This is a genomic window from Actinoplanes octamycinicus, assembly GCF_014205225.1.
GTDB classification, from domain to species: domain Bacteria; phylum Actinomycetota; class Actinomycetes; order Mycobacteriales; family Micromonosporaceae; genus Actinoplanes; species Actinoplanes octamycinicus.
The window spans coordinates 713,275-735,151 of the sequence record NZ_JACHNB010000001.1; the positions used below are offsets into that span (position 1 = coordinate 713,275).

The 21,877-nt window shown below is 73.1% G+C and carries 19 protein-coding genes; 13 read left to right on the forward strand and 6 right to left on the reverse strand.

All coding sequences use genetic code 11. From position 1 onward, the window contains the following. Positions 1-68: 68 nt before the first annotated feature. The 4 genes from mce (at position 69) to BJY16_RS03025 (ending at position 4,991) form a co-directional block, all read left to right on the forward strand. The gene (gene mce, locus BJY16_RS03010) at positions 69-566 is read left to right on the forward strand and encodes a methylmalonyl-CoA epimerase (RefSeq protein ID WP_185037597.1); all 498 of its coding nucleotides are present in this window, start codon (positions 69-71) and stop codon (positions 564-566) included. Between the two features lie 249 nt (positions 567-815). Beyond that, complete coding sequence (locus BJY16_RS03015) at positions 816-2,138, forward strand: coiled-coil domain-containing protein (RefSeq protein ID WP_185037598.1); 1,323 nt, start codon at positions 816-818, stop codon at positions 2,136-2,138. A gap of 243 nt (positions 2,139-2,381) precedes the next feature. Continuing rightward, positions 2,382-3,812, forward strand: a complete 1,431-nt coding sequence (locus BJY16_RS03020) for a Laminin subunit beta-1 (protein ID WP_185037599.1) — start codon at positions 2,382-2,384, stop codon at positions 3,810-3,812. Between the two features lie 60 nt (positions 3,813-3,872). Then, positions 3,873-4,991 carry an AI-2E family transporter gene (locus tag BJY16_RS03025; RefSeq protein ID WP_185037600.1) on the forward strand — a complete coding sequence of 373 codons (1,119 nt, stop codon included), beginning with the start codon at positions 3,873-3,875 and terminating at the stop codon, positions 4,989-4,991. Between the two features lie 21 nt (positions 4,992-5,012). Here BJY16_RS03025 and BJY16_RS03030 read toward each other — a convergent pair whose 3' ends face one another. Beyond that, on the reverse strand, positions 5,013-5,813 hold the full coding sequence (locus BJY16_RS03030; RefSeq protein ID WP_185037601.1) for an alpha/beta hydrolase: 801 nt from the start codon (positions 5,811-5,813) through the stop codon (positions 5,013-5,015). Positions 5,814-5,823: 10 nt separating this feature from the next. Then, positions 5,824-6,153: an Rv1322 family protein gene (locus BJY16_RS03035; protein WP_185037602.1), complete on the reverse strand. Its 330-nt coding sequence runs from the start codon at positions 6,151-6,153 to the stop codon at positions 5,824-5,826. 53 nt (positions 6,154-6,206) lie between these two features. On the opposite strand from BJY16_RS03035, the gene BJY16_RS03040 reads away from it, so the two are divergent. From BJY16_RS03040 to BJY16_RS03050, 3 genes are read left to right on the forward strand one after another with little or no spacing between them, the layout of a single operon-like run. Beyond that, a complete protein-coding gene (locus BJY16_RS03040; RefSeq protein WP_185037603.1) occupies positions 6,207-7,700 on the forward strand; it encodes an aldehyde dehydrogenase family protein in 1,494 nt (497 codons plus the stop codon). A gap of 49 nt (positions 7,701-7,749) precedes the next feature. Next, positions 7,750-8,388 (forward strand): ABC transporter ATP-binding protein, encoded by a 639-nt coding sequence (locus tag BJY16_RS03045; RefSeq protein ID WP_185037604.1) that lies wholly within the window; start codon positions 7,750-7,752, stop codon positions 8,386-8,388. After that, a complete protein-coding gene (locus BJY16_RS03050; RefSeq protein ID WP_185037605.1) occupies positions 8,385-9,875 on the forward strand; it encodes a DUF6297 family protein in 1,491 nt (496 codons plus the stop codon). The genes BJY16_RS03045 and BJY16_RS03050 overlap by 4 nt, the downstream gene beginning before the upstream one ends. 9 nt (positions 9,876-9,884) lie before the next feature. Here BJY16_RS03050 and nucS read toward each other — a convergent pair whose 3' ends face one another. Further along, positions 9,885-10,544, reverse strand: coding sequence for an endonuclease NucS (gene nucS / locus BJY16_RS03055; protein WP_185037606.1), 660 nt, complete (start codon positions 10,542-10,544; stop codon positions 9,885-9,887). A gap of 71 nt (positions 10,545-10,615) precedes the next feature. Between nucS and BJY16_RS03060 the strand changes: the two genes are divergently transcribed. The 4 genes from BJY16_RS03060 to BJY16_RS03075 are packed head-to-tail and all read left to right on the forward strand — an operon-like array spanning position 10,616 to position 15,978. Continuing rightward, positions 10,616-11,236, forward strand: a complete 621-nt coding sequence (locus BJY16_RS03060; RefSeq protein ID WP_185037607.1) for a DUF4126 domain-containing protein — start codon at positions 10,616-10,618, stop codon at positions 11,234-11,236. Next, positions 11,233-12,567, forward strand: coding sequence for a hypothetical protein (locus tag BJY16_RS03065; protein WP_185037608.1), 1,335 nt, complete (start codon positions 11,233-11,235; stop codon positions 12,565-12,567). The genes BJY16_RS03060 and BJY16_RS03065 overlap by 4 nt, the downstream gene beginning before the upstream one ends. 47 nt (positions 12,568-12,614) lie before the next feature. Further along, on the forward strand, positions 12,615-15,221 hold the full coding sequence (locus BJY16_RS03070) for an FtsK/SpoIIIE domain-containing protein (RefSeq protein WP_185037609.1): 2,607 nt from the start codon (positions 12,615-12,617) through the stop codon (positions 15,219-15,221). Next, the gene (locus BJY16_RS03075; protein WP_185037610.1) at positions 15,208-15,978 is read left to right on the forward strand and encodes a hypothetical protein; all 771 of its coding nucleotides are present in this window, start codon (positions 15,208-15,210) and stop codon (positions 15,976-15,978) included. The genes BJY16_RS03070 and BJY16_RS03075 overlap by 14 nt, the downstream gene beginning before the upstream one ends. A 448-nt stretch (positions 15,979-16,426) precedes the next feature. Here BJY16_RS03075 and BJY16_RS03080 read toward each other — a convergent pair whose 3' ends face one another. After that, positions 16,427-17,275 (reverse strand): 3-hydroxyacyl-CoA dehydrogenase family protein, encoded by an 849-nt coding sequence (locus BJY16_RS03080; RefSeq protein ID WP_185037611.1) that lies wholly within the window; start codon positions 17,273-17,275, stop codon positions 16,427-16,429. Positions 17,276-17,392: 117 nt separating this feature from the next. Here BJY16_RS03080 and BJY16_RS03085 point away from each other — a divergent pair, with 117 nt between their 5' ends. Beyond that, a complete protein-coding gene (locus tag BJY16_RS03085) occupies positions 17,393-17,722 on the forward strand; it encodes a hypothetical protein (RefSeq protein ID WP_185037612.1) in 330 nt (109 codons plus the stop codon). On the opposite strand, the gene murA is transcribed toward BJY16_RS03085, so the two are convergent. After that, entirely contained in the window at positions 17,719-19,008 is a 1,290-nt protein-coding gene (gene murA, locus BJY16_RS03090) for a UDP-N-acetylglucosamine 1-carboxyvinyltransferase (RefSeq protein WP_185046237.1), read from the reverse strand. The two genes, BJY16_RS03085 and murA, sit on opposite strands and share 4 nt — an antisense overlap. A 1,156-nt stretch (positions 19,009-20,164) precedes the next feature. Between murA and BJY16_RS03095 the strand changes: the two genes are divergently transcribed. Further along, positions 20,165-20,740: a cob(I)yrinic acid a,c-diamide adenosyltransferase gene (locus BJY16_RS03095; RefSeq protein ID WP_185037613.1), complete on the forward strand. Its 576-nt coding sequence runs from the start codon at positions 20,165-20,167 to the stop codon at positions 20,738-20,740. 291 nt (positions 20,741-21,031) lie between these two features. On the opposite strand, the gene BJY16_RS03100 is transcribed toward BJY16_RS03095, so the two are convergent. After that, a complete protein-coding gene (locus tag BJY16_RS03100; protein WP_185037614.1) occupies positions 21,032-21,868 on the reverse strand; it encodes a PhzF family protein in 837 nt (278 codons plus the stop codon). Positions 21,869-21,877 lie beyond the last annotated feature (9 nt).

Below are 21,877 nucleotides of genomic sequence, written 5' to 3' on the forward strand. Positions count from 1 at the left end.
TGCGACGGCTGGGTACGGAGCGGGTACCCGGGCAGCCTTAACGATGGGTCAGGTCAGAGACTAACGTCATGACAGACCACACATCGAGTGCCACCCATCCGGAAAATGTCACATTCTCCGGCGTCCGATTGCTCCGGATCGACCATGTCGGCATCGCCGTGCCGGACTTGGACGAGGCGATCCGGTTCTACCAGGAAAACCTCGGTTTACGGTGTGTGCACCAAGAGACCAATGACGAACAGGGTGTCCGGGAGGCGATGCTCGGGGTCGGCGACGACACCGGCCCCCGGATCCAGTTGCTCGCCCCGGCCCGGCCGGACTCGGCGATCGCCAAGTTCCTCGACCGCAGCGGACCCGGGCTGCAGCAACTGGCTTATACGGTGGCCGACGTGGAGGCCGCCGCGGACGCGCTGCGGGCCTGCGGCATGCGGCTGCTCTACGACAGCCCGAAACGGGGCACCGCCGGGTCACGGATCAACTTCGTCCACCCGAAGGACGCGGGCGGGGTGCTCGTCGAGTTGGTGGAGCCGGCCGAACCGGTACACCGGTCGGGTGAATCAGCCTGACGACGGGCCGGCCGGCTGGCAGGATCGGTGCCATTGAGCAGGGCCGACGATCCCCTCGGCGGGGTGCCGATCATCTGAAACCCCGAGTCAGCAGGTGGCGACGGGACGACACCGGCCCCGCCGGGGAGTGACCGCCGTCGCCCGAACGGGTCGGCACCCGCCTCCGCTCCAGGTCAAAGCTGATCTACATTGGGGTTCCACGGCCACCCGGCCCTTGCATCCCCGCCCCCTTCTCGCCAGGATGGCGCAATGCCCCAGCAGCAGGATCAGTCCATGGACTTCTTCGACACCGCGAATTCCCAGCACGACTTCACCGTCGTTCTTCGTGGTTACGATCGTCAGCAGGTCGACGGACACATCGGCCGCCTGCTCGCCGCCCTCAACCAGGCCGTCCAGGCCCGTGGTGAGGCCGAACAGCGGATGAACGACGCCCAGCGCCGGCTCCGCCAGTCGGAGCAGCGGCTGAACGTGCTGGAGCAGAAACTCGCCGACAGCAACAAGCTGCTGGAGGAGAACAATCGGCCGACGCTCTCCGGGCTGGGCACCCGGGTCGAGCAGATCCTGCGGCTCGCCGAGGAACAGGCGAACGATCACCGGAGCGAGGCCAAGCGGGAGAGTGAGGGCATCCTCTCCGCGGCTCGGCTGGAGGCCCGGGAGATCACCGACAAGGCGCGGGCCGAGGCCGCCGCGATGAAGGCGACCGCCGAGCGCGAGGCCGGTCAGGTGCGCACGCACGCCGAGCGGGAGGCGGCCGAGACCCGGGTGCAGGCCCGGCGCGAGGCCGACACGCTGCGCTCGGACGCCGACCGGGAGACCAAGCAGTTGCGGACGGTCACCGCGCACGAGGTGGCCGAGCTCAAGTCGACCGTGGAGCGCGAGGTCTCCTCGCTGCGCGCCACCGCCGAGCGGGAGATCACCCAGGCCCGGGCGAAAGCCGGCCGGGAGGCCGAGGAGAAGCGCGCCGAGGCCACCAAGATGCTCAGCGACGCCCGGGACAAGCGGGACAAGGACCTCCAGGCGCTGGCCCTGGAGATCGCCGAGCGCCGGGAGAAGGCCGAGGCCGAGGAGTCGCAGCGGCACGCCGCCCAGGTCGCCGCCACCCAGAAGATGGTGGCCGAGGCCGAGGAGCGGGCCCGCGCCGCGGAGGACCGGGCCAAGGAGATCGAGCAGCGCGCCGAGAGCCGCCGGGTCGAGTCGGAGCGCACCTCCGCGGAGACCGTGGAGAAAGCTCGGGCGCTCGCCGAGAAGACCGTCTCGGAGGCCCGCGCCGAGTCCAACCGGCTGCTCAGCGAGGCGCGCACCGAGGCCGAGCTGACCACCCAGGCGGCCCGCCGCGAGGTCGAGGACCTCACCCGGCAGAAGGACGCGGTCACCAACCAGCTCGGGCAGATGCTGTCCGGCCTGTCCGGCCTGGTGCCGGGCGTCGGCGCGGCCGCTCCGGCAGCCGTGGCCCAGGCCGCCCAGGCCGCCCCGGCGGCGGAGAAGCAGGCGGAGAAGCCGGCCGGCGAGCCGGCCGCGCAGGAGGACGCCGAGGCCGGCGAGGAGCCGGTCGCCGCCAAGACCAACTCGTAACCCGCACCGCCCGGTCCCTCCGGTTGCGGACTCCTCGGGAGTGCGCGACGGTGGACCGGGCCGGTTTGGCTTTGTGTGACTCAGGCCGTACCGGAGTTTCTCCGGGACGGCCTGACTCGTTTTGGCGCGTAGCCTGGGTTGCACGCGGACCCGGTCGGACAATTCGCTACTACCCGCGCAGTCCCACCCAGCCCGGTGTGTATCGACACGCTGCAGGACTGTGCGTATGTGAGGATGGAGAGCATGTCGCACGGCGGTGAAATCTTCGGCCTTGGCGGAGACTCGGCCACCGAGCCCAGCTTCGAGACCGCCCTCCGGGGGTATGAGCGCAAGCAGGTCGAGCGGTATGTCGCCCGCGCGGAGAACGAGATCGCCGCGCTGGCCGCCGAGCGGGAGCAGGCGTATTCGCAGATCCAGGCGATGGCCGCGCAGATCGAGCGGCTGCAGCAGGAGATCACCCAGACCCGGCGCAACTCCGGAGTGGTCGGCGAGGTCTCGTTCCGGCACCTGGGCCCGCGGGTCGAGCAGATCCTGGCGCTCGCCGAGGAGCAGGCCGAGGCGATCAAGGCGTCGGCCACCGACGACATCGCCGGCCGGCTCGCCGAGGCGGAGCGGATCCGGGCCGAGGCCGAGGCGCACGCGCACGACGCGGTCCGGGACTTCGAGGTGGCTCTGGCCGCCCGCCGCGCCGAGGAGGAGAAGGCGGACGCCGCCAAGCGGGCCGCCGGGGAGAAGGCCGTCGCCGCCGCCCGGCAGGCCGCCGAGCAGATCCGCAGCGAGAGCGAGGCCCTGCTGGCCCGGGCCCGGGCCGAGGCGCAGCACCTGGCCGACACCGCCGCCCAGGACAGCCAGCGGGCCCGCGCCGAGGTGGACGGCTACGTGCAGTCCACCCGGGTGCAGGCCGAGCAGGAGCTGAAAGCGCTGCGGGAGAAGACCAACCAGGAGATCACCACCCGGCGCGCCGAGGCCGACCGGGAGCACGCCGACCTCAAGGCCGCCGTCGAGCACGAGCTGGCGCTGCGCCGGCACGCGGTGATCGAGGAGCTCGGCCAGATGCGGGCCGGTGTCGAGAAACAGTGCGCCGACCTGCGCAGCGAGGCCGACAAGTACGCGGAGGAGGTGCTCCGCCGCTCGGACGAGCAGGCCACCGCCACCCGCAAGGAGATGGCCGCCCAGCAGGAGAAGATCGCGCAGGCCGGCCGGCAGCTGGAGGCCGCCCAGGACAAGGTGGCCGAGGCCGAGCGGCGGCTGGCCGCCGCGCAGGAGCAGGCGCTGGCCGGCGAGCGGGAGACCGAGCGGGTCGAGCAGCGGCTGGCCGAGGCCACCAAGCAGCTCGAGGCCGAGCTGCAGCGGGTCGCCGAGGCGAAACGGGCCGGGGAGGCCGCCGAGCGGCACGCCGCCGACGTCCGCCGCCAGGTGCAGCAGGAGGCGAAACGGGTGGCCGAGCTGGCCGCCGCCGCGGTGCTGGCCGCCGCCGCCTCCCCCGACGAGCCGGAGCAGGACGGCAAGGCGGAGCCGCCGGTCAGGGTCACCGCGACCGCGGAAGCTCCGGTGAAGGCCGAGCCACCGGTCAAGGCCGACCCGCCGGTGAAAGCCGAGCCGCCCGCCAAGGTGACCGCCTCGGCCAAGGTGACGGTCCCACAGGCGAGCCGGGTGCCGGCCGACGCGGAGTAGTGACCGGCTGGCGGCCGGTTGATAGCCTCCGGACACTCCCGTCCGTTGTGGAGGTCCCGCATGTCATCGGAACCCGTCGAGGAGCCGGTGGACGCACCCGCTCCCGAGGACGACAGTCTCGACGAGGCCCGCCGCTTCGGCGCACCCGGCCGCCCGCTGAACCGGCGCAGTCCGTTCCTGTTCGGCTTTCTCTTCGGGCTGGGCGTGATCGTGGCGTACGCGCTGTTCCTCGGCGTCCGTAACGCCGCCTCGATCCTCGTCCTGATCTTCATCGCGCTGTTCCTGGCGATCGGGCTGAACCCGGCGGTGGTCCGGCTGCGCGGCTGGGGTGTCCCCCGCGGCCTGGCCGTGACCATCGTCTCGCTGACCGTGGTGGGTCTGCTGGCCGGCGGGATCATCGCACTGATCCCGCCGCTGGTCACGCAGACCACCGAGCTGATCAACAACGCGCCCGACACGATCGAGAACCTGCGCCGCAGCGAGACGGTCAACGACCTGGTGCAGCGCTACGACATCGTGAACAAGGTGCAGAGCGCGGTGAACGCGGGCACCATCGGCGGCGCGGTGGGCGGGGTGGTCGGCGGCGCCAAGCTGATCTTCGGGACGATCTTCAACGTCCTCACCGTGCTGGTGCTGACGATCTACTTCATGGCCTCCTTCGACAAGCTCAAGGAGGCCGGTTACTCGCTGGTCCCGTCGTCCCGGCGGGACCGGGTGCGGCTGCTCACCGACGAGATCCTGACCAAGGTCGGCGCCTACATGGTGGGCGCCATCTCGATCGCCATCCTGGCCGGGCTGAGCACCTTCGTGCTGGCCATGCTGCTCGACCTGCCCTACCCGTTCGCCCTGGCCGTGGTGGTCGCGGTCTGCGACCTGATCCCGCAGATCGGCGCCACCATCGGCGCGGTGATCGTCAGCCTGGTCGGGCTGGCCTCCTCGGTCCCGGACGGCATCGTCTGCATCGTCTTCTTCATCATCTACCAGCAGATCGAGAACTACCTGATCTATCCGAACGTGATGCGCCGCTCGGTCAAGGTCAGCGACGTGGCCGCGGTGGTCGCCGCGCTGCTCGGCGTGGCCCTCTTCGGCGTGGTCGGCGCGCTGGTGGCGATCCCGATGGTCGCCGCCGTCCAGCTGATCATGCGCGAGGTCCTGGTCCCCAGCATGGACCAGCGTTAGACCCTGCGATACGCGCGGGGGTCAGTCCCGGAGGGGTTTCGGGACGTCGACGTCGGCGAAGGCGGCCACCGTGCGGTCGGCGTAGGCGTTCATGTCGCCGGTCTCCATCGGACCGTCCCAGGTACGCGGCAACGGGGTCGGCACGCCCGGGGCGACCCGGCGGACCACCTCGTCCAGCACCTTCTCCGCGTCGCCGACCCAGAGGTGCTTGGCGCCCGGCATCGGGACCACCTCGGCCTGCGGGATCGCGGCGAACCGCTCGGCCGCCTCGGCCGGGCGCAGGTAGTCGTCGAACTCCGGGATCAGGGCGGTCACCGGCTTGCCGTCGGCGGCCCAGGCGGCCAGGTGTTCCGGGCGGGAGAAGCGCAGCGGCGGGGAGAGCAGGACGGCGCCGGTCACCGCCGGGTCGAGGCCGTACATCAGGGTGAGGTCGGTGCCGAAGGACCAGCCGAGCAGCCAGATGTCCGGCAGGTCGGCGAACTCCGCGTACTCGATGGCGGCGGCCACGTCGTAGCGCTCGTCGACGCCGGCCGCGAAGGCGCCGCCGCTGGTGCCCCGGACGCTGCTGGTGCCCCGGGTGTTGAACCGCAGCACGGCCAGGCCGGCCAGCGCGGGCAGCCGCCAGGCCGCCTTGCGGTAGACGTGGCTGTCCATCATCCCGCCGTGGGTGGGCAGCGGGTGCAGGCAGACGAGGGTGGCCACCGGCGGGCGGTCCAGCGGCACGGCCAGCTCACCGACCAGGGTGACGCCGTCGGCGGTGTGCAGCTCGATGTCCTCCCTCTTCGCGGGGAGGATCGAGTTGGCACGGATCTGGTTCGTCATACCCCGATCATCACCCATAGCGCGGGGCGTTCCGCGAGCGCTCCACCCCGGGGCCGCGGCGGTCACGGGCGCGCCAGCACCCGGTGTGCCAGTGCCGGCGGTCGGCGCCGTCGCCGAGATCGTCGGCCGGCCAGGCCACCACGTGCGCGACGCCGGGCCGGATGTCCTGCATGCAGCCGGGGCACCGGTAGACCTTCGCGGCCGCCGCGCCGAAGATGTTGCGCACCATCCAGTCACCGTCCCGCCACTGCTGGACGCGCTGCTCGGTGATGCCCGGACGGTCCCGCGGCAGCTCGTCGTCGGCCGGGGGACGGTGGGGGCGGTTGCGGCGGGGGCTCACAAGGTTAAGAGTACGTAGTGACTCATCGGTAACATTCGGCCTAGACTCCGGACATGACGGCGACTCACGTTCCCGGCCTGCCCGTGATCGAGGACGGCCAGCTGATCTCGACGAACCCGGCCACCGGCGCGGAAGCGGGCCGGGTGCCCGCCGCCGACGAGAAAGCGGTGGTCGCCGCGGTCGAGCGGGCCCAGGCGGCTGCCGCCTGGTGGCAGAGCCTCGGCTGGGAGGGCCGCAAGGTCCGGCTGCTGCGCTGGCGCACCCTGCTCGTCGAGCGGATCCAGGAGCTGGCCGAGCTCACCCAGCGGGAGAGCGGCAAACCGATCAACGACGGCATCATCGAGGTGACCGCGGCCGTCGAGCACCTGGACTGGGCCGCCAAGCACGCCAAGCGGGTGCTCGGCCCGCGCCGGATGCGCACCCGCATGCTGCTCGCCGAGCACGTCGGCCACCTGGAGTACCAGCCGTACGGCGTGGTCGGCGTGATCGGCCCGTGGAACTACCCGATCGTCACCCCGATCGGCCCGATCTCCGGCGCCCTGGCGGCCGGCAACGCGGTCGTCTTCAAGCCGAGTGAGTACACCCCGGTGGTCGGCCAGTGGCTGGTCGACTCGTTCGCCGAGGTCGTCCCGGAGCACCCGGTGCTGCAGGCGGTGCACGGGCTGGGCGACGTCGGCGGCGCGCTGTGCCGCGCCGGGGTCGGCAAGGTCAGCTTCACCGGCTCCACCGCCACCGGCAAGAAGGTGATGGCCGCCTGCGCGGAGAACCTGGTGCCGGTGGTGATCGAGGCGGGCGGCAAGGACGCGCTGATCGTGGACGCCGACGCGGACGTCAAGGCGGCCGCCGAGGCGGCGGTCTGGGGCGCGATGACCAACGCCGGGCAGACCTGCATCGGCATCGAGCGGGTCTACGCGGTCGCCCCGGTCTACGACCGGTTCGTCGAGGCGGTGGTGGAGAAGGCCGGGAAGCTGCGCACCGGCGAGGAGATCGGCCCGATCACCATGCCGAAACAGCTGGACATCATCCGCGACCACATCGAGGACGCGCTGGCCAAGGGCGGCCGGGCGGTGCTCGGCGGCGCCGAGGCGGTGCAGGCGCCCTACGTGGCGCCGACCGTGCTGGTCGACGTGCCGGCGGACTCCTCGGAGATCCGCGAGGAGACCTTCGGGCCGACGCTGACCATCACCAAGGTGCGCGACGCCGACGAGGCCGTGCAGAAGGCCAACGACACCCCGTACGGACTGGGCGGCTCGGTCTTCGGCAAGAAGAACGCGGTCCGGATCGCCCGGCGGCTGCGCTCCGGCATGGTCGCGGTGAACGGCACGCTGACCTTCGTCGGGATGGGCAACCTGCCGTTCGGCGGGGTCGGCGAGTCCGGCTTCGGGCGGATCCACGGTGAGGACGGGCTGCGCGAGTTCGCCCGGGCCAAGGCGATCACCGTACGCCGGGCGAAATCGCTGCTCCCGGCGATGACCTTCGAGCGCACCCCGGCCCAGGTGCAGCAGATCGTCAAGGCCCTGCGCCTGCTCTACGGCCGCAAGCCCTGACCGCGGCCTCGCTCCGACGCACAGGAAAAGCAAGCCCTAGGCTGTCGGGGTGGCCGACCACCCCGCGGTTGAGGTAAGTGATCTCACGGTGAGCTACGGCTCGACACCGGTGCTGGCCGGTGTCGAGCTGACCGTTCCGGCCGGCGCGGGTGTCTGCGTGACCGGGGAGAACGGCATCGGCAAGTCCACCCTGCTGCGCTGCGTCAGCGGCCTGCAGCGGCCGGACGCCGGCCGGATCCGGGTGTTCGGCGGCACGGCCGGCGGCGGCCCGGCGTTCTGGGCCGCGGTGGTCACCACGGTCGAGCCGCCGACCTGGTACCCGGGGCTGACCACCCGGGAGCACGCCGAGCTGATCTGCCGCGCGCACGGGCAGGACCCGGACGAGGCCGGGGTGGACGCGGCGCTGGAGCGGTTCGGCCTGGCCGGGCACGCGGACGCCATCCCGCCGTCGCTCTCGTCCGGCCAGAAGCAGCGGCTCACCCTGGCCATGGTGCTGCTCCGGCCGAGTTCGCTGCTGATCCTGGACGAGCCGGAGCAGCGACTGGACCCGGACGGGCGGGTGCTGGTCGCCGAGTTGCTCGCCGACTACCTGTCGACCGGCGGGTCGCTGCTGATGGCCAGCCACGACGACAAGTTCGCGGTGGCCTCCGGTGCGGAACTCACCACGATGGAGTCGCTGCACCGATGACCGTTCTCGTCCCGCTGCGCCCGGTCCGCCGGTGGATCCACCAGCGTCAGGTGTCCCATCGGGAGCGCGGCGCGACGCTCGGCAACCTCTACGTCGCGGTGCTGCTGGTCGCGGTGCTCGGCGCGATGCTGCACCGGCAGCTGGCCACGATCTTCTGGCCGCCGGCCGCCGACCTGGGCGCGCTGCCCGCGCTCGCGCTGGCGCTGCTCGGCGCCGGGTTCCTCACCCTGGCGTTGCGCGCGATCGGCCCGGTCACGCTCGGCCGCCCCGCGGCGTACTTCCTGCTCACCGCCCCGGTCAGCCGCCGCCGGCTGCTGTTGCCGTCGCTGCGCCTGGCCGGCGCCGGGGTGGCCGTCGCGGCCGCGCTGCTGGCCACCGCGATCGCCGGGCACGCCGCGCCGCACGACCGGGCGCCGGCGATCATCCTGGGCGGGGCGCTGCTCGGCATCGGGTTGCTGCTGGTCACCGTGGTGGCGCAGCGGGCGCGGCGGTGGGCCACGGTCGCCGACCGGCTGGCCGGGCTCGCCGTGCTGGCCGGGCTGGCGCTGCTGGTGGCCGACGCCGCCGGCGGGCTCGACTCGGCCCCGCTGCGCGGGTGGCCGTCGAGGCCGGCGCTGCTCACGGTCGCCGCCGGGCTCGCGGTGGCGGTCGCGGCGGGGACCGCGGTGATCGTACGGAAGCTGGCTCTGACCCCGGCCGATCGCGTCCTGGACGCCGCGAAGCTCACCGGAACCCTCTTCGACAGCGCGTTCGGGGTGGAACCGAGCTTCCTGACCGACATGGTGGAGCGGCGCTACTGGGCGAACCGGCGGCTGACCTCGGCCCGCCCGCCGGCCCGGCTGCCGGTGCTGACCGGGCAGGACTTCCTGCTGGCCCGGCGCCGGCTGCCCCGCCTGCTCTGGCTGCTCGCCGCCACCCCGGTGCCGCTGCTGCTCACCGGGGCGCCGGCCTGGGTCACCGCGGTCGCGCTGCCGCTCGGCGCGATGGCCGCCGGCGGCACCACGACCGCCACGGTCAACACCGACTCCGGCAACCCGGTGCTGTCCCGGCTGCTCGGGCTCACCTCCCGGCAGGCGCTGTTGCAGCGGCTGTGGATCCCGGGTGTGCTGGCCTTCCTCTGGTCGCTGGCCGCCCTGCTTCTGCTGCAGCTCACCGGGCATCTGCCAGACGGCCAGTGGTGGCTGCTCAGCGTGCCGCTCGGGATCGCCGGCGGGGTCGCGGCGGTGCGCCGTGCGCGGTCCGGTTTCGTCCGCAACGACCTGCTGCCGCTGGACACCCCGATGGGGACGGTGTCGACCGGGCCGCTGGTGCACGCCTTCGCCGGCCCGGACGCGCTGATCCTGGCGGTCCCGACGGTGGTGGGGCTGATCGTCGGCGACCCGCTGAGCCTGACGCTGATCGTCTTCCAGTACGCGCTGGCGCTGATCGGCACCCGCGGCTACCTGGTCGCCACCACCGACCCGGACCGCGTCGACCTGAAGCCCTAACAGTGCCGGCTAGAACAGGGTCAGCTCGTCGCGCTCCATGCCGCGCAGCTTGTCGTAGTCGACGACCACGCAGCGGATACCGCGGTCGGCGGCCAGCACCCGGGCCTGCGGCTTGATCTCCTGGGCCGCGAAGACGCCCTTGACCGGGGCGAGCAGCGGGTCCCGGTTCATCAGTTCGAGGTACCGGGTGAGCTGCTCGACGCCGTCGATCTCGCCGCGCCGCTTCACCTCGACCGCCACCGAGGCGCCCTCGGCGTCCTTGAGCAGCAGGTCGACCGGGCCGATCGCGGTCATGAACTCACGGCGGACCAGGGTGTGCCCCTCGCCGAACGTCTCCGGGTGCTCGGCGAGCAACTCCTGCAGGTGCGCCTCGACGCCGTCCTTCTGCAGGCCGGGGTCGACGCCCAGCTCGTACGAATAATCCTGGAAGACCTCCGCCAGGGTGATCCGCAGCTCCTCGCCGGCCTTGTTCACCACCTTCCAGACGCCCTCCGACTCCTGCAGCTTGCAGGGCGGACTCATCCAGTTCAGCGGCTTGTAGGCACGGTCGTCGGCGTGGATCGACACCGAGCCGTCGGCCTTGACCATGAGCAGCCGCGTGGCGAGCGGGAGGTGGGCGGACAACCGCCCGACGTAATCGACCGAGCATTTCGCGATGACCAGACGCACCCGGCGACACTACCGGACGGTGCGGCCTCGCTCGGGGAGCGGGACGAGCGTGCCGGTGCCATGCTGGCATCGTGTTCGAAGCATTGACCGGCACGGGTCTGGCGGCATCCGCCGGCCTGAATGCGTACATCCCCCTGCTGACCATGGGCCTGCTGGCCCGGTTCACCGGCGCGATCGACCTGCCGTCCAGCTGGTCGTGGCTGGCCAACGGCTGGACCCTGACGATCCTGGCGATCCTGCTCGCCATCGAGGTGGTCGCCGACAAGGTGCCGATGGTCGACCACGTGAACGACGTGGTGCAGACCGTCGTCCGGCCGACCGCCGGCGGCCTGGCCTTCGGCGCCGGCTCCGCCTCGCAGACGGTGACCGTCACCGACCCGGGCTCGTTCTTCACCTCGCACCAGTGGGTGCCGGTGGTCACCGGCATGCTGATCGCGCTCGGCGTGCACGGGGTCAAGGCGGCCGCCCGCCCGGTGGTCAACGTCACCACGGCCGGTTTCGGCGCCCCGGTGGCCAGCACCGCCGAGGATCTGGGCAGCGTCGCCATGTCGGTGCTGGCCATCCTGATGCCGTTCCTGGTGCTGATCGGCCTGGCGGTGATGGTCTGGGCCACCGTCTGGGTGGTCCGCCGTCGCAAACGTCGCCGGGAAGCGAAACTTACGGGTGTCGAAACGCGTCGCCTGTTTGGTTGACTCTCCGGGTGCCCGCGCTCGCCGTACCCCTCTTCGCCCTCTGCTGGTGGCTCGCCGGTTATCTGCTCGGCCGGGATCCGGGGCGGCCGGCGCTGCGCTGGGCGGCCGCGGCGCTGGTCGCGTACGCGGCCGGTCTGGTCGCCTGGACCGTCGCCCCCGGTGAGCGGACCGCGGACATCCTGATCTGCCTGCCGGCCCTGGCCTGGGCCGGCACCGTGGTGGCCCTGCTGCCGCTGTCCCCGGCCGACCGGCGCCCGGTGGACATGGGCGCGCTGGCCCTCGGCGTCACTTTCCAGGTGCTGGTGGTCGCGCTGCCCGGGGCCGGCAAGCTGGTCGGGCTGACCCCGCTGGCCGGCGCGCTGATCCTGCTCTGGCGGGTGCGCGCCGAGGTGGTGCCGCGCTCGCTGCCGCCGGCGCTGACCCTGATGGCCGGGCTCTACGCGGCGAGCCTGGCCGTGCTGCTGGTCCCGGTGGACGCCGGCGGGCCGGGCCCGGCGCTCGCCGCCGGCGCGGTGGACCTGCTGGTCTTCGGCTACCTGGTCGCGGTGGCGCACGCGGTGGCCGGCGGCGAGCGGCTCCGGCCGGACCTGCGCCGGTCGCTGGCCGCGGCGGTCGGCATCCTGCTGCTGGTCGGCCTCCCGGCCACCCTGACCATCTACGCGGCGGACCGCGACAGCACCGTGGTGGTGCTGCAGTTCGTGGTGGTCGCGGCGGCCTCGGCGGTGGCCGGGCTGACCGGGCGGCTGAGCCGGATGCTGGACCGGGTGGCGCTGGCCGGCGACAGCCGGCTGCGCAACGACCGGGCGGCGCTGTTCGTGAACGCGGACGCGCTGCTGCGCCGCCGGGAGCGGCGCCGGCTGACCGAGATCGGCGAGCCGGAGTTCCTCCGGCTGACCCGCCGGGCGCTGGCCGACTTCAACGATCTGAACCGGCTGTCCCGCAGCCCGCTGACCGACCTGCCGGTGGTGGCCCGGCGGATCGCCGGGCGCGGCGACGACCAGCCCCGGGCCCGGGCCCGCGAGCTGCGGGCGGTGCTGCGCGAGGCGGTGTCGGCGCTGCGGCCGGACGGGCCGTTCGGCACCACCGAGGAGTGGCGGTACTACAACACGCTGCAGTTCGTCGGGGTGCTCGGGCTGAACCCGTACTCCCGGCGGCAGCGGCTCGACGGGCTGAGCCGGGAGGCCCGGATGGCGGTCGACTGGTTCCGGCGGAACGTGCCGCGGGACACCATGCGGCAGTGGCACCGGGAGGCCGCGATGATCGTGGCGGCGCAGCTGTGGGAAGCCCTTTCTGACTACAGATCACGACACGCAATGGCTAATCCGTCTTAATGCTGGAAAATGGCTAAAATCCCCCCACATGGAGTCCGGGGGGTGGCGTGGGTAGCAACCGGAACGCGCTGGTCGCCGCGGTTCGGCAGGAACTGGCCGAGGCTCGCGGCTCCGCTCGGGCGGTGCTGGCCGCCGCCGAGTCGGCGCGCGGCGAGGCGCAGGGGCGGCGTCGGCTGGTCCGGGACGCGTACGCCACCTGCCTGACCCAGCTCGCCGCCGCCCGGGAGGCCGCCCGCGACGACATCCAGCGGCGGTTCCGCAGCGAGGCCACCCAGCTCGCCGGGCACCTGCGCGGCCTGGCCACGTCCAGCGCCACCGGCGCGGCCGGGGCGCCCTGGCGGCTCTGGTCGCCCAGCGAGCCGGACCCCGGCGCCCGGCCCGGCCTGCTCCGGATCGGCGCGATCACCTTCGAGGAGACCGCCGCGCTGCCCGGCCTGATCCCGCTGCTGGACGCCGTGCACCTGCACGTCTCCGGACCGTCCCCGCAGGTCGACGACCTGATCACCGGGGTGCTGCTGCGGGCGCTGGGCAGCACCCGGCCGGGCGACGTGCAGCTGACCGTCTACGACCCGGAGAACCTGGGCGGCACGCTGGCCCCGTTCGCGCCGCTGAACCCCACCTTCGTCGGCCCGGGCGGGCTCGGCTCGCTCCTCGACGACCTGGCCGACCACATCTGCCGGGTGAACGAGTCGCTCGGCGGGCAGTACCCGTCGCTGGCCGAGCTGGCCGCCGCCCGGCCCGGCCCGCGCCCGGAACCGTGGCGGCTGGTGGTGCTGCTCGCCGACCGGGCCACCACGGTGGAGATGACCACCGGGCAGCGGGCGCAGCTCGGGCGGATCGTGCGCACCGGCGTGGCCTGCGGGGTACACCTGGTGGTGCGCGGGCTGGAGCTGGACGACGACCCGACGGTGGAGCGGATCACCGTGCACCGGGACCAGCTGGCCACCTGCGACTCGCTGGGTCACCTGGAGATCCGGCTGGACCCGCCGCCCCCGCCGGACCGGATCGCGGCGTTCTGCCGGACCACCGCCGAGCGGCTGCGCGCCGGGCCCGGCCCGGCCAGCCTGGCCGACCTGGAGCCGGCCAAGCACTGGACCGAGTCCTCGGTGCACGGCCTCATCGCACCGATCGGCGACAGCACCGACGGGACACTGGTCGAGGTGCCGCTCGGCGACGACCCGCCGCACGCGCTGATCGGCGGGCCGTCCGGCTCCGGCAAGACCAACCTGATCTACGCCTGGCTGGGCTCGCTGGCCACCCGGTACGGCCCCGAGGAGCTGGCGCTCTACCTGCTCGACTTCAAGGAGGGGGTGTCCTTCGCCCGGTACGCCCCCGGCCCGCGCGACCCGAGCTGGCTCCCCCAGGTACGACTGGCCGGCATCAACGTCAACGGCGACCGCGAGTTCGGCCTGGCCATGCTCCGGCACCTGAGCGAGGAGCTGCGCACCCGGGCCCAGGCGGCGAAACGCTACGACGCCGGCAAGCTGGCCGAGCTGCGCACCGAGGACCCGGCCGGGCACTGGCCGCGGATCGTCGCGGTGATCGACGAGTTCCAGGTGTTGCTGGCCGGCCGGGACGCGGTCGCCGACGAGGCCGTCGACCTGCTCGAGGACCTCGCCCGGCGGGGCCGCTCGCAAGGCATCCACCTGGTGCTGGCCAGCCAGGACGTGGCCGGGATCCAGGCGCTGTGGGGCCGGCCCGGGCTGATCGCCCAGTTCACCCTGCGGATCGCACTGCCCAAGGCGCGCCGGATCCTGGCCGACGACAACCTGGCCGCCGCGGTCATCCCGCGCTTCCACGCGGTGGTGAACACCGAGTCCGGGATGTCCGGGGCGAACCGGATCGTCCGGCTGCCCGACGCCGGCGACCGGGCCGTCTGGCGCACCCTGCAACGCAAGCTCTGGCGGACCCGGCCGGCCGGATGCGCCGAGCCGCGGCTCTTCGACGGCGACGCGGTGCCCCGGCTGCCGGCCGCGCTGCGCCCGGCCGGACGGGTGCCGTCCGCCGACGCCCCGGTCGGCTCGTCGCCCGGTGCGGTGCTCGGCGAGCGGATCGACGTGGCCGCCCACCCGGCCCGGCTGCGGCTCGGCCGGATGCCCGGGCGCAACCTGGCGGTCCTCGGCACCCGCGCCGACGAGGCCTGCGACGTGCTCGCGGCGGCCGCGCTCAGCCTGGCCGCACAGGGTCCGGCGCACTTCAGCGTGATCTGCCTGGACCCGGCGGCCGGCCCGGCCGCCGCGCGGCTCTTCGCCGAGCTGCCGTCGGCCGACTGGTACGACACCAGCGACGCCCGCTTCGACCTCGCCCACCTCGACATCCCGCACTACGTGGTCGGCTACGCGCTGGACGCGGCCCGCGACCCGGCGCTCAAGAAGCTGCTCACCGAGGGGCCGGAACAGCGCACCCACGTGCTCGGCTGGTGGCGCTCGGTGGCCCGGCTGCGCGACGACCTGGGTGGGGTCGGCGCCCGGTGCGACCCGATCGGCGCCTGGGTGGCGCTCGACGTGCACGGCGCCGACCTGGCCCCGCTCTACCCGCAACCCGGTGGCCCGGTCTGGTACCCGCGATCGCGCCGCGCGCTGTTCTTCGACCGTTCGGTGCACCGCACACCCGAAGTGATCATTCCGTACGAGGTGAACAGTGACCACACGTGACCGGCAGCCGCCCAGCCGCGACTACCAGTTGATGGTGAGTGCCCTGGCCGACGTGACCCGGCGCCGCGACGCCGAACTGGACCAGGCGGAACAGGCGTACCAGGACCACGCCGCGCGGGCCGCCGGGGAACTGGCCCGGGCGGAGAACGACGCGCTCGCCGCGGACCGCTGGGCCGGCGCCGCCGCCGCGCAGGTGCTGGACGTGGACCGGGAGGCGGCCCGGCTCTGGGACCAGCTGCGCCGGGCCCGCGGGCTGCGGGTCCGGGCGCTCGGCGAAGTGCCGGAACCGGCCCCGGTCGAGGCGCTGCCCCGGGTGGCGCTGCAACGCCGGCCGTCCTCGATCGACGGGATCGCCGACCGGGACGCCGCCGGGGCGGGCCGGCAGTCCCCGCGGGCGCTGCTGGCCCGGGCCGCCGACCGGATCGACGACCGGGTCCGGCCGGGCGGGCGGCGGGCGCTGCCCCGCTGGGCGCTGGCCCTGCTCCCGCTGCTCGGCGCGGCCGCGTCGGCGCTGGTCGGGCTGGTCGCGGCCGGGCTGGTCACGTTCGGCCAGGAGGCGATCTGGGCCGGCGCGGTGATCCGCGGGCTCGGCTGGCTGGCCTTCATCGTGGCGCCCTCGGCGGGCGTCCCGGCGGCGGCCTTCCTAGCCCACCGCCGGCTGCGCGCCCGGCTCGACGTCGGCGGCATCGGCCTCACCCTGCTCGGCGGCATGGTCGCCGCCACCGCCCTGTCCCTGACCTTCGCCGCCTCGCACTGACCGTCCGGCCACCCGGCCGCCCGCCCCGGCCGACCGCCCGGTCGGTCGGTCGGCCGACACCGGAAGCCGCGCCGCCTCGCACTGGACCGCAGCGCGCCGCCCGGCGAACCGCGAGGCGGGATGCGGTCCGGGCCACGGCGCGCCTCGCGGTTCCGGGCTGGTGCTCAGGGGTGTCTCGGGGTACCCGAGACACCCCTGAGCACCAGCCGACAACCCGGGAGCGGCGCCGCGGCCCGGACCGGCAACGGTCTCCGTGACCCACAGCTCCAGCCCGGAACGGCCCAGCGATCCGGCACCGGGACCACATCGCGTCGAGCCACGGGACCGGTCGACTGCGCCTGTGGCAGGCGTAGCACGTACAAAACAGGGGTTGAGAAGCCACGGCGAACCGACGGCGAAAAGGAAACCCCGGGATGAGACCACCCCGGGGTTTCCTGACGACAACAGATCAGTAGCTGTAGAAACCCTTACCGGTCTTGCGGCCCAGGTCGCCCGCGGTCACCATCCGCTGCAGCAGCTCCGGCGGGAAGAACTTCTCGTCCTGGGTGTCGCGGTAGATGTTGCCGGCCGCGTTCAGCATCACGTCGAGACCGGTCAGGTCGACCGTGGCGAGCGGGCCCATGGCGTGGCCGAAGCCGAGCTTCATCACCGTGTCCAGGTCGGCCGCGGAGACCACGCCGGACTCGACCAGCTTGATCGCCTCGACCAGGATGGCGGAGAACAGCCGGTTCGACACGAAGCCGGCCACGTCGCGCTTGACCTCGACGCAGGTCTTGCCGACACCCTCGGCGAAGTCGCGGGCGGCGGCCAGCGTCTCGTCCGACGTCTGGTAACCGCGGACCAGCTCGACCAGCTTCATCATCGGGACCGGCGAGAAGAAGTGGATGCCGACCACCGACTCCGGACGCGCGGTGATCGCGGCGATCTGGGTGATCGGGATGGCCGAGGTGTTGGTGCCGAGGACCGCGCCGGACTTGCAGATCTTGTCGAGCGCCTTGAAGACCTCGTGCTTGGCCTCCACCTTCTCGTAGATCGCCTCGACCACGACGTCGGCCTCGGCGACCGCGTCCAGGTCGGTGGTCGGGGTGATCCGCTGCAGGGTGGCCTCGACGTCCTCCTCGGCGATCTTGCCCTTGGCTGCGAAGCGGGTGAGCGAGTCACGGATCGCGGCCAGCCCGCGCTTGAGCGAGGCGTCGTCGACGTCCCGCATGGTGACCTGCCACCCGGCCTGCGCCGAGACCTGCGCGATGCCGGAACCCATCAGTCCGGACCCGATGACCGCGAGACGACCCGCCATGCTCCACTCCTTTGTTAGGGCGCCGTCAGTCTACGGGGTTACTTAACGGAAGCTAAGCCCGTCCTCGATGGGGTCAAATCGCCAGAAATCAGCCTGTGCCGGTGCCAGACTGTGCGCATGGCCACGAGCGACGGCTGGTACCTCATCGGACCGTTGATCGCCGTCGGTCTGGTCGGCTTCCTCGGCGCCGTCTTCTGGCGCATGGGCCTGCAGCCGGGTCCCGCGGACGGTCTCGCGGACGGCCTGGCGATCTTCGGTGAGGAGGACTACGGCCTCCTCTCACCGGCAGCGGTCACCGAGGAGCCCCAGGTCGCCGACGAGATCCGGCGGTTGCTCTCGGACGCGGGCATCCGCGCCACCACCACAACCCGGCGGGACGGCCGGGTCTGCGTACTCGTCTTCGCCGAAGAGGTGGAGGAAGCGCGCCGCCTCGTCGGCTCGTCCTAGAAGTCGAAGGTCGGCTCCGGCACGTCGGTGCGCTCCACCTCGACACCCAGCCGGGCCAGGTCGGCCACGAAGTCCGGATAGCCGCGGTCGATGTGGTGCACCTCGCCCACCTCGGTCACCCCGTCCGCGCACAGCCCGGCGATCACCAGGCCGGCCCCGGCCCGGATGTCGGTGGCCCGGACCGGGGCGCCGGAGAGCCGCTCCCGCCCGTTCACCACCGCGTGGTGCCCGTCGGTGCGGATGTCGGCGCCCAGCCGGACCATCTCGTTCACGAACATGAACCGGCCGTCGAAGATGTTCTCGGTGATCAGCGACGAACCCTCGGCGACCGCGGCCAGGCCGAGCGCCATCGGCAGCAGGTCGGTGGCGAAACCCGGGAACGGCAGCGTGACGATGTCGACGTGCTTGGGCCGCTCGGTCATCCGGACCCGGAACGAGTTGTCCCCCGGGTCGACCGTCGCGCCGGCCGCCACCAGCTTGTCCAGCGCGATGTCCAGGAACTCCGGGCGGACCCCGTGCACGGTCACGTCACCGCGGGTCATCGCCGCGCCGTAGGCCCAGGTGCCGCCGACGATCCGGTCGCCGATCGTGGTGTGCCGGACCGGCTTGAGCGGCCCGTCCACCCCCTCGATGATCAGCGTCGAGGTGCCGGCGCCGTGGATCCGGGCGCCCATCGCGGTGAGCATCTCGCAGATGTCGACGATCTCCGGCTCGCGGGCCGCGTTGTCGATCTCGGTGACGCCCTTGGCCAGGACCGCGGCCATCAACAGGTTCTCGGTGGCGCCGACACTCGGGAAGTCCAGCCAGATCTTGGTGCCGCGCAGGCCGGCCGGGGCCGAGGCGATCACGAAGCCGTGCTCGTTGGAGATCTCCGCGCCCATCCGGGCCAGGCCGGACACGTGCATGTCCAGGCCCCGGGAGCCGATCATGTCGCCGCCGGGCAGCGCCACCCGCACATAACCCCGGCGGGCCAGCAGCGGGCCGAGCACGCAGATCGACGCGCGCAGCCGCCTCACCAGGTCGTAGTCGGCCTCGGCGCCCGGCTCCAACGGAACGTCGATCACCGCCTCGGTGCCGTCCAGCGTCACGGCGCAGCCCAGCCGGCGCAGCACCTCCGCCATGATCGCGATGTCGGTGATCCGGGGCACGTTGGAGACCACGCTGCGCCCCTCACCCAGCAGCGCGACCGCCATCAGCTTGAGAGCCGAGTTCTTCGCGCCGCCGACCGAGACGTCACCGGTGAGCGGGTTGCCGCCCTTTACCCTGATCACATCCACGCGGGCCATCGTAGGGTCCCCGGCCCACCGCCGCCGCACAGGGCACGCTCCAAGCAGCCACCCGCCCCGCCCGACACCTCCCCGCGATCCGTCACCTGCTCCTCCCCGCTGCCCCCACGGTCCTCCGCCGCTGTTCCCCGCTGCTCCCCGGTCCTCCGCCGCTCTCCCGCCGCTCTTCCCCGCTGCTCCCCCAGTCCCGCGCCGCTTTCCCGCCGCTCCCTCGGCCGATCCTCCCGGGGCTCCTCCCGCCGATCCTCCGCGCTCTCCGGCGCTCTCCCGGCGCTCGCCCGCTCGCCCTTTGAGCGCGCCTTGCCGCCTGCTCTTCCGCCTGCCTCGCCGCACGCCCCAAACTCAAGATCAAAAGATTGCTGACTCGGATCCGCGCTGATCACTGATCGTCGCTCCCGCCAGGGACCCTTCCGGGCCGGGCTGGCCGCTACGCGTCCAAAACGCCCACCCCTCCAGGGCGACGCCCGCGGGTGGCCACGACCGCCAACCCCAAACCCCGCCACACCCGCCTCGCCCCCGGACCGCCACGCGCCTCCCAGCCGCCCGGCTGGCTCTCACGGGTCCCTCAACCATCCCGAGACACCCCTCACGCGCAGCCGAAGAACCACACCACACACCGCCACCCGGACGCAGCGCCCCTCACGGCCGTCCGGCTGCCTCTCACGGGTGCCTCAAACACCGCGAAACACCCCTCACCCCCAGCCGAAGAACCGCACCACGCGCTGCCACCCGGACGCAGCGCCCCTCCCGGCCGCCCGGCTGGCTCTCACGGGTCCCTCAAACACCCCGAAACACCCCTCACGCCCAGCCGAAGAACCGCACCACACACCGCCACCCGAACGCCACGCGCCTCCCGGCCGTCCGGCTGCCTCTCACAGGTGCCTCAAACACCCGGAGACACCCCTCACCCCCAGCCGAAGAACGGCACCACGCGCCGCCACCCGCCTCGGGGCAGTCCGGCTGGCTCTCACGGGTGCCTCGACCACCCCGAGACACCCCTCACGCCCAGCCGGGCAACCGCAACACGCACGGCCATCCCGGACCGCAGAGCGTCCCCAGCCGCCGGTCACCCACAGCGCTTCGGTCTGGTGGGGCGTCGCCGGCTTCGTGGCTGGGGTGGCACCGGCTGCCGGAAGGGCGCGGATAGGCTCGGCGCATGGCTGTGCATCTCACGAGGATTTACACCCGTACCGGGGACGCCGGACAGACCCGGCTCGTCAACAACGAGGTGGCGGCGAAAACGGATCCGCGGATCGCGGCCTACGCCGACGCGGACGAGTGCAACGCGGCGCTGGGCGTGGCGCTCGCGCTGGGCGCGTTGCCGGAGGACGTCCGGGCGGTGCTGGCCCGGATCCAGAACGATCTGTTCGACCTCGGGGCCGATCTCGGCAACCCGCTGGCCGAGGATCCGCCCTACCCGCCGCTGCGGATCACCGAGGACTACGTGACCCGCCTCGAAGGCTGGTGCGACGAGTTCAACGAGCGCCTGGCGGCGCTGGACAGCTTCATCCTGCCGGGTGGCACGCCGGGTGCGGCCCTGCTGCACGTGGCCCGCACGGTGGCCCGGCGCGCGGAACGGTCCGCCTGGGCGCTGATCGAGAGCGACCCGGAGCGCACCTCGGTCCTCCCGGCCAAATACCTGAACCGCCTCTCCGACCTGCTCTTCATCCTGTCCCGGGTGGCCAACCCGGACGGCGACGTGAAGTGGGTCCCCGGCGGCCAGCGCGACTGACCCCCAGCCCGGTCAGCGGCCCCCGAGCCATCAGCAGCACGGCAGAAAAGCGCCGGGCTTCCAGGAAGCGACACGGCTGGCCGCCGGGGGCGCCTCGATCACGCCGGGCGGGCCCAAGGACGCGCCGCCCAGCGTGCCTCCAGCCCGTCCCGGCGCCCCGGCCGGTAGCGGCTGGTCCTCACGGGTGTCTCAAGGCCGTCGAGACACCCGTGAGGACCAGCCGGGGGCCGGGGGCGCGGGGCGGCCCGGAGCCGGGACCGCCTGGCGTGGTGCTGCCACGGGACCGGGCGCTCAGTCCGTACCGGAAGAAGGGTCCGCGGGGATCAGCAGGTCGCCGTCGATCGTGGTGACGGCGGTGCCGGCCAGGTCGACCCGGTCGCCGCGGAGGGTGACCCGGACCTGGCCGCCGCGCGGGGACGCCTGGTAGCCGACCAGCGTGGTGCGGCCGAGGCGTTCGCTCCAGTACGGCGTCAGAGCGGTGTGCGCGGAGCCGGTCACCGGGTCCTCGTTGACGCCGACGGCCGGGGCGAAGAAGCGGGAGACGAAGTCGTAGCCGGCCGCCGGGTCCTCGGCCCGCGCGGTGACGATCACGCCGCGGCTGGTGAGCCGGGCCAGCGCGCCGAGGTCCGGGGTGAGCGCCCGGACGGTCTTCTCGTCGGCCACCTCGGCCAGCACGTCGTCGGTGTTCGGCCCGGTCCAGAGCGTGCTGAGCAGGTCGGCGCCGAGCGCCGCGGCCAGCGCCGGGTCGGTGTCGATCGGGCTGAGCGGCGCGGCCGGGAAGTCCAGGGTGATCAGGCCGTCGCCGGCCACCGTGGCGGTCAGCACGCCGCTGCGGGTGGCGAACCGGACCGGTCCCTCGGCCAGCCCGGCCTGGTGCAGCGCGTGGGTGGTGGCCAGCGTGGCGTGCCCGCAGAGCGCCACCTCGGCGGCCGGGGTGAACCAACGCAGCGCCCAGTCGGCGTCGCCGCCGGCCGGCAGCCGGTGCAGGAAGGCGGTCTCGGAGAGGTTGACCTCGGCGGCGACCCGCTGCATCCAGTCGTCGGCCGGGAAGGCGTCGAGGATCAGCACCCCGGCCGGGTTGCCGGCGAACGGGCGGTCGGTGAAGGCGTCGACGATACGAATCCGCATGCCGCCGAC

Excerpts from the sequence above, each read along its gene's own strand:
- mce (WP_185037597.1), top strand. The coding sequence starts at position 69 with ATGACAGACCACACATCGAGTGCCACCCATCCGGAAAATGTCACATTC.
- BJY16_RS03015 (WP_185037598.1), top strand. The coding sequence starts at position 816 with ATGCCCCAGCAGCAGGATCAGTCCATGGACTTCTTCGACACCGCGAAT.
- BJY16_RS03020 (WP_185037599.1), top strand. The coding sequence starts at position 2,382 with ATGTCGCACGGCGGTGAAATCTTCGGCCTTGGCGGAGACTCGGCCACC.
- BJY16_RS03025 (WP_185037600.1), top strand. The coding sequence starts at position 3,873 with ATGTCATCGGAACCCGTCGAGGAGCCGGTGGACGCACCCGCTCCCGAG.
- BJY16_RS03030 (WP_185037601.1), bottom strand. The coding sequence starts at position 5,813 with ATGACGAACCAGATCCGTGCCAACTCGATCCTCCCCGCGAAGAGGGAG.
- BJY16_RS03040 (WP_185037603.1), top strand. The coding sequence starts at position 6,207 with ATGACGGCGACTCACGTTCCCGGCCTGCCCGTGATCGAGGACGGCCAG.
- BJY16_RS03050 (WP_185037605.1), top strand. The coding sequence starts at position 8,385 with ATGACCGTTCTCGTCCCGCTGCGCCCGGTCCGCCGGTGGATCCACCAG.
- BJY16_RS03080 (WP_185037611.1), bottom strand. The coding sequence starts at position 17,275 with ATGGCGGGTCGTCTCGCGGTCATCGGGTCCGGACTGATGGGTTCCGGC.
- BJY16_RS03085 (WP_185037612.1), top strand. The coding sequence starts at position 17,393 with ATGGCCACGAGCGACGGCTGGTACCTCATCGGACCGTTGATCGCCGTC.
- murA (WP_185046237.1), bottom strand. The coding sequence starts at position 19,008 with ATGGCCCGCGTGGATGTGATCAGGGTAAAGGGCGGCAACCCGCTCACC.
- BJY16_RS03095 (WP_185037613.1), top strand. The coding sequence starts at position 20,165 with ATGGCTGTGCATCTCACGAGGATTTACACCCGTACCGGGGACGCCGGA.
- BJY16_RS03100 (WP_185037614.1), bottom strand. The coding sequence starts at position 21,868 with ATGCGGATTCGTATCGTCGACGCCTTCACCGACCGCCCGTTCGCCGGC.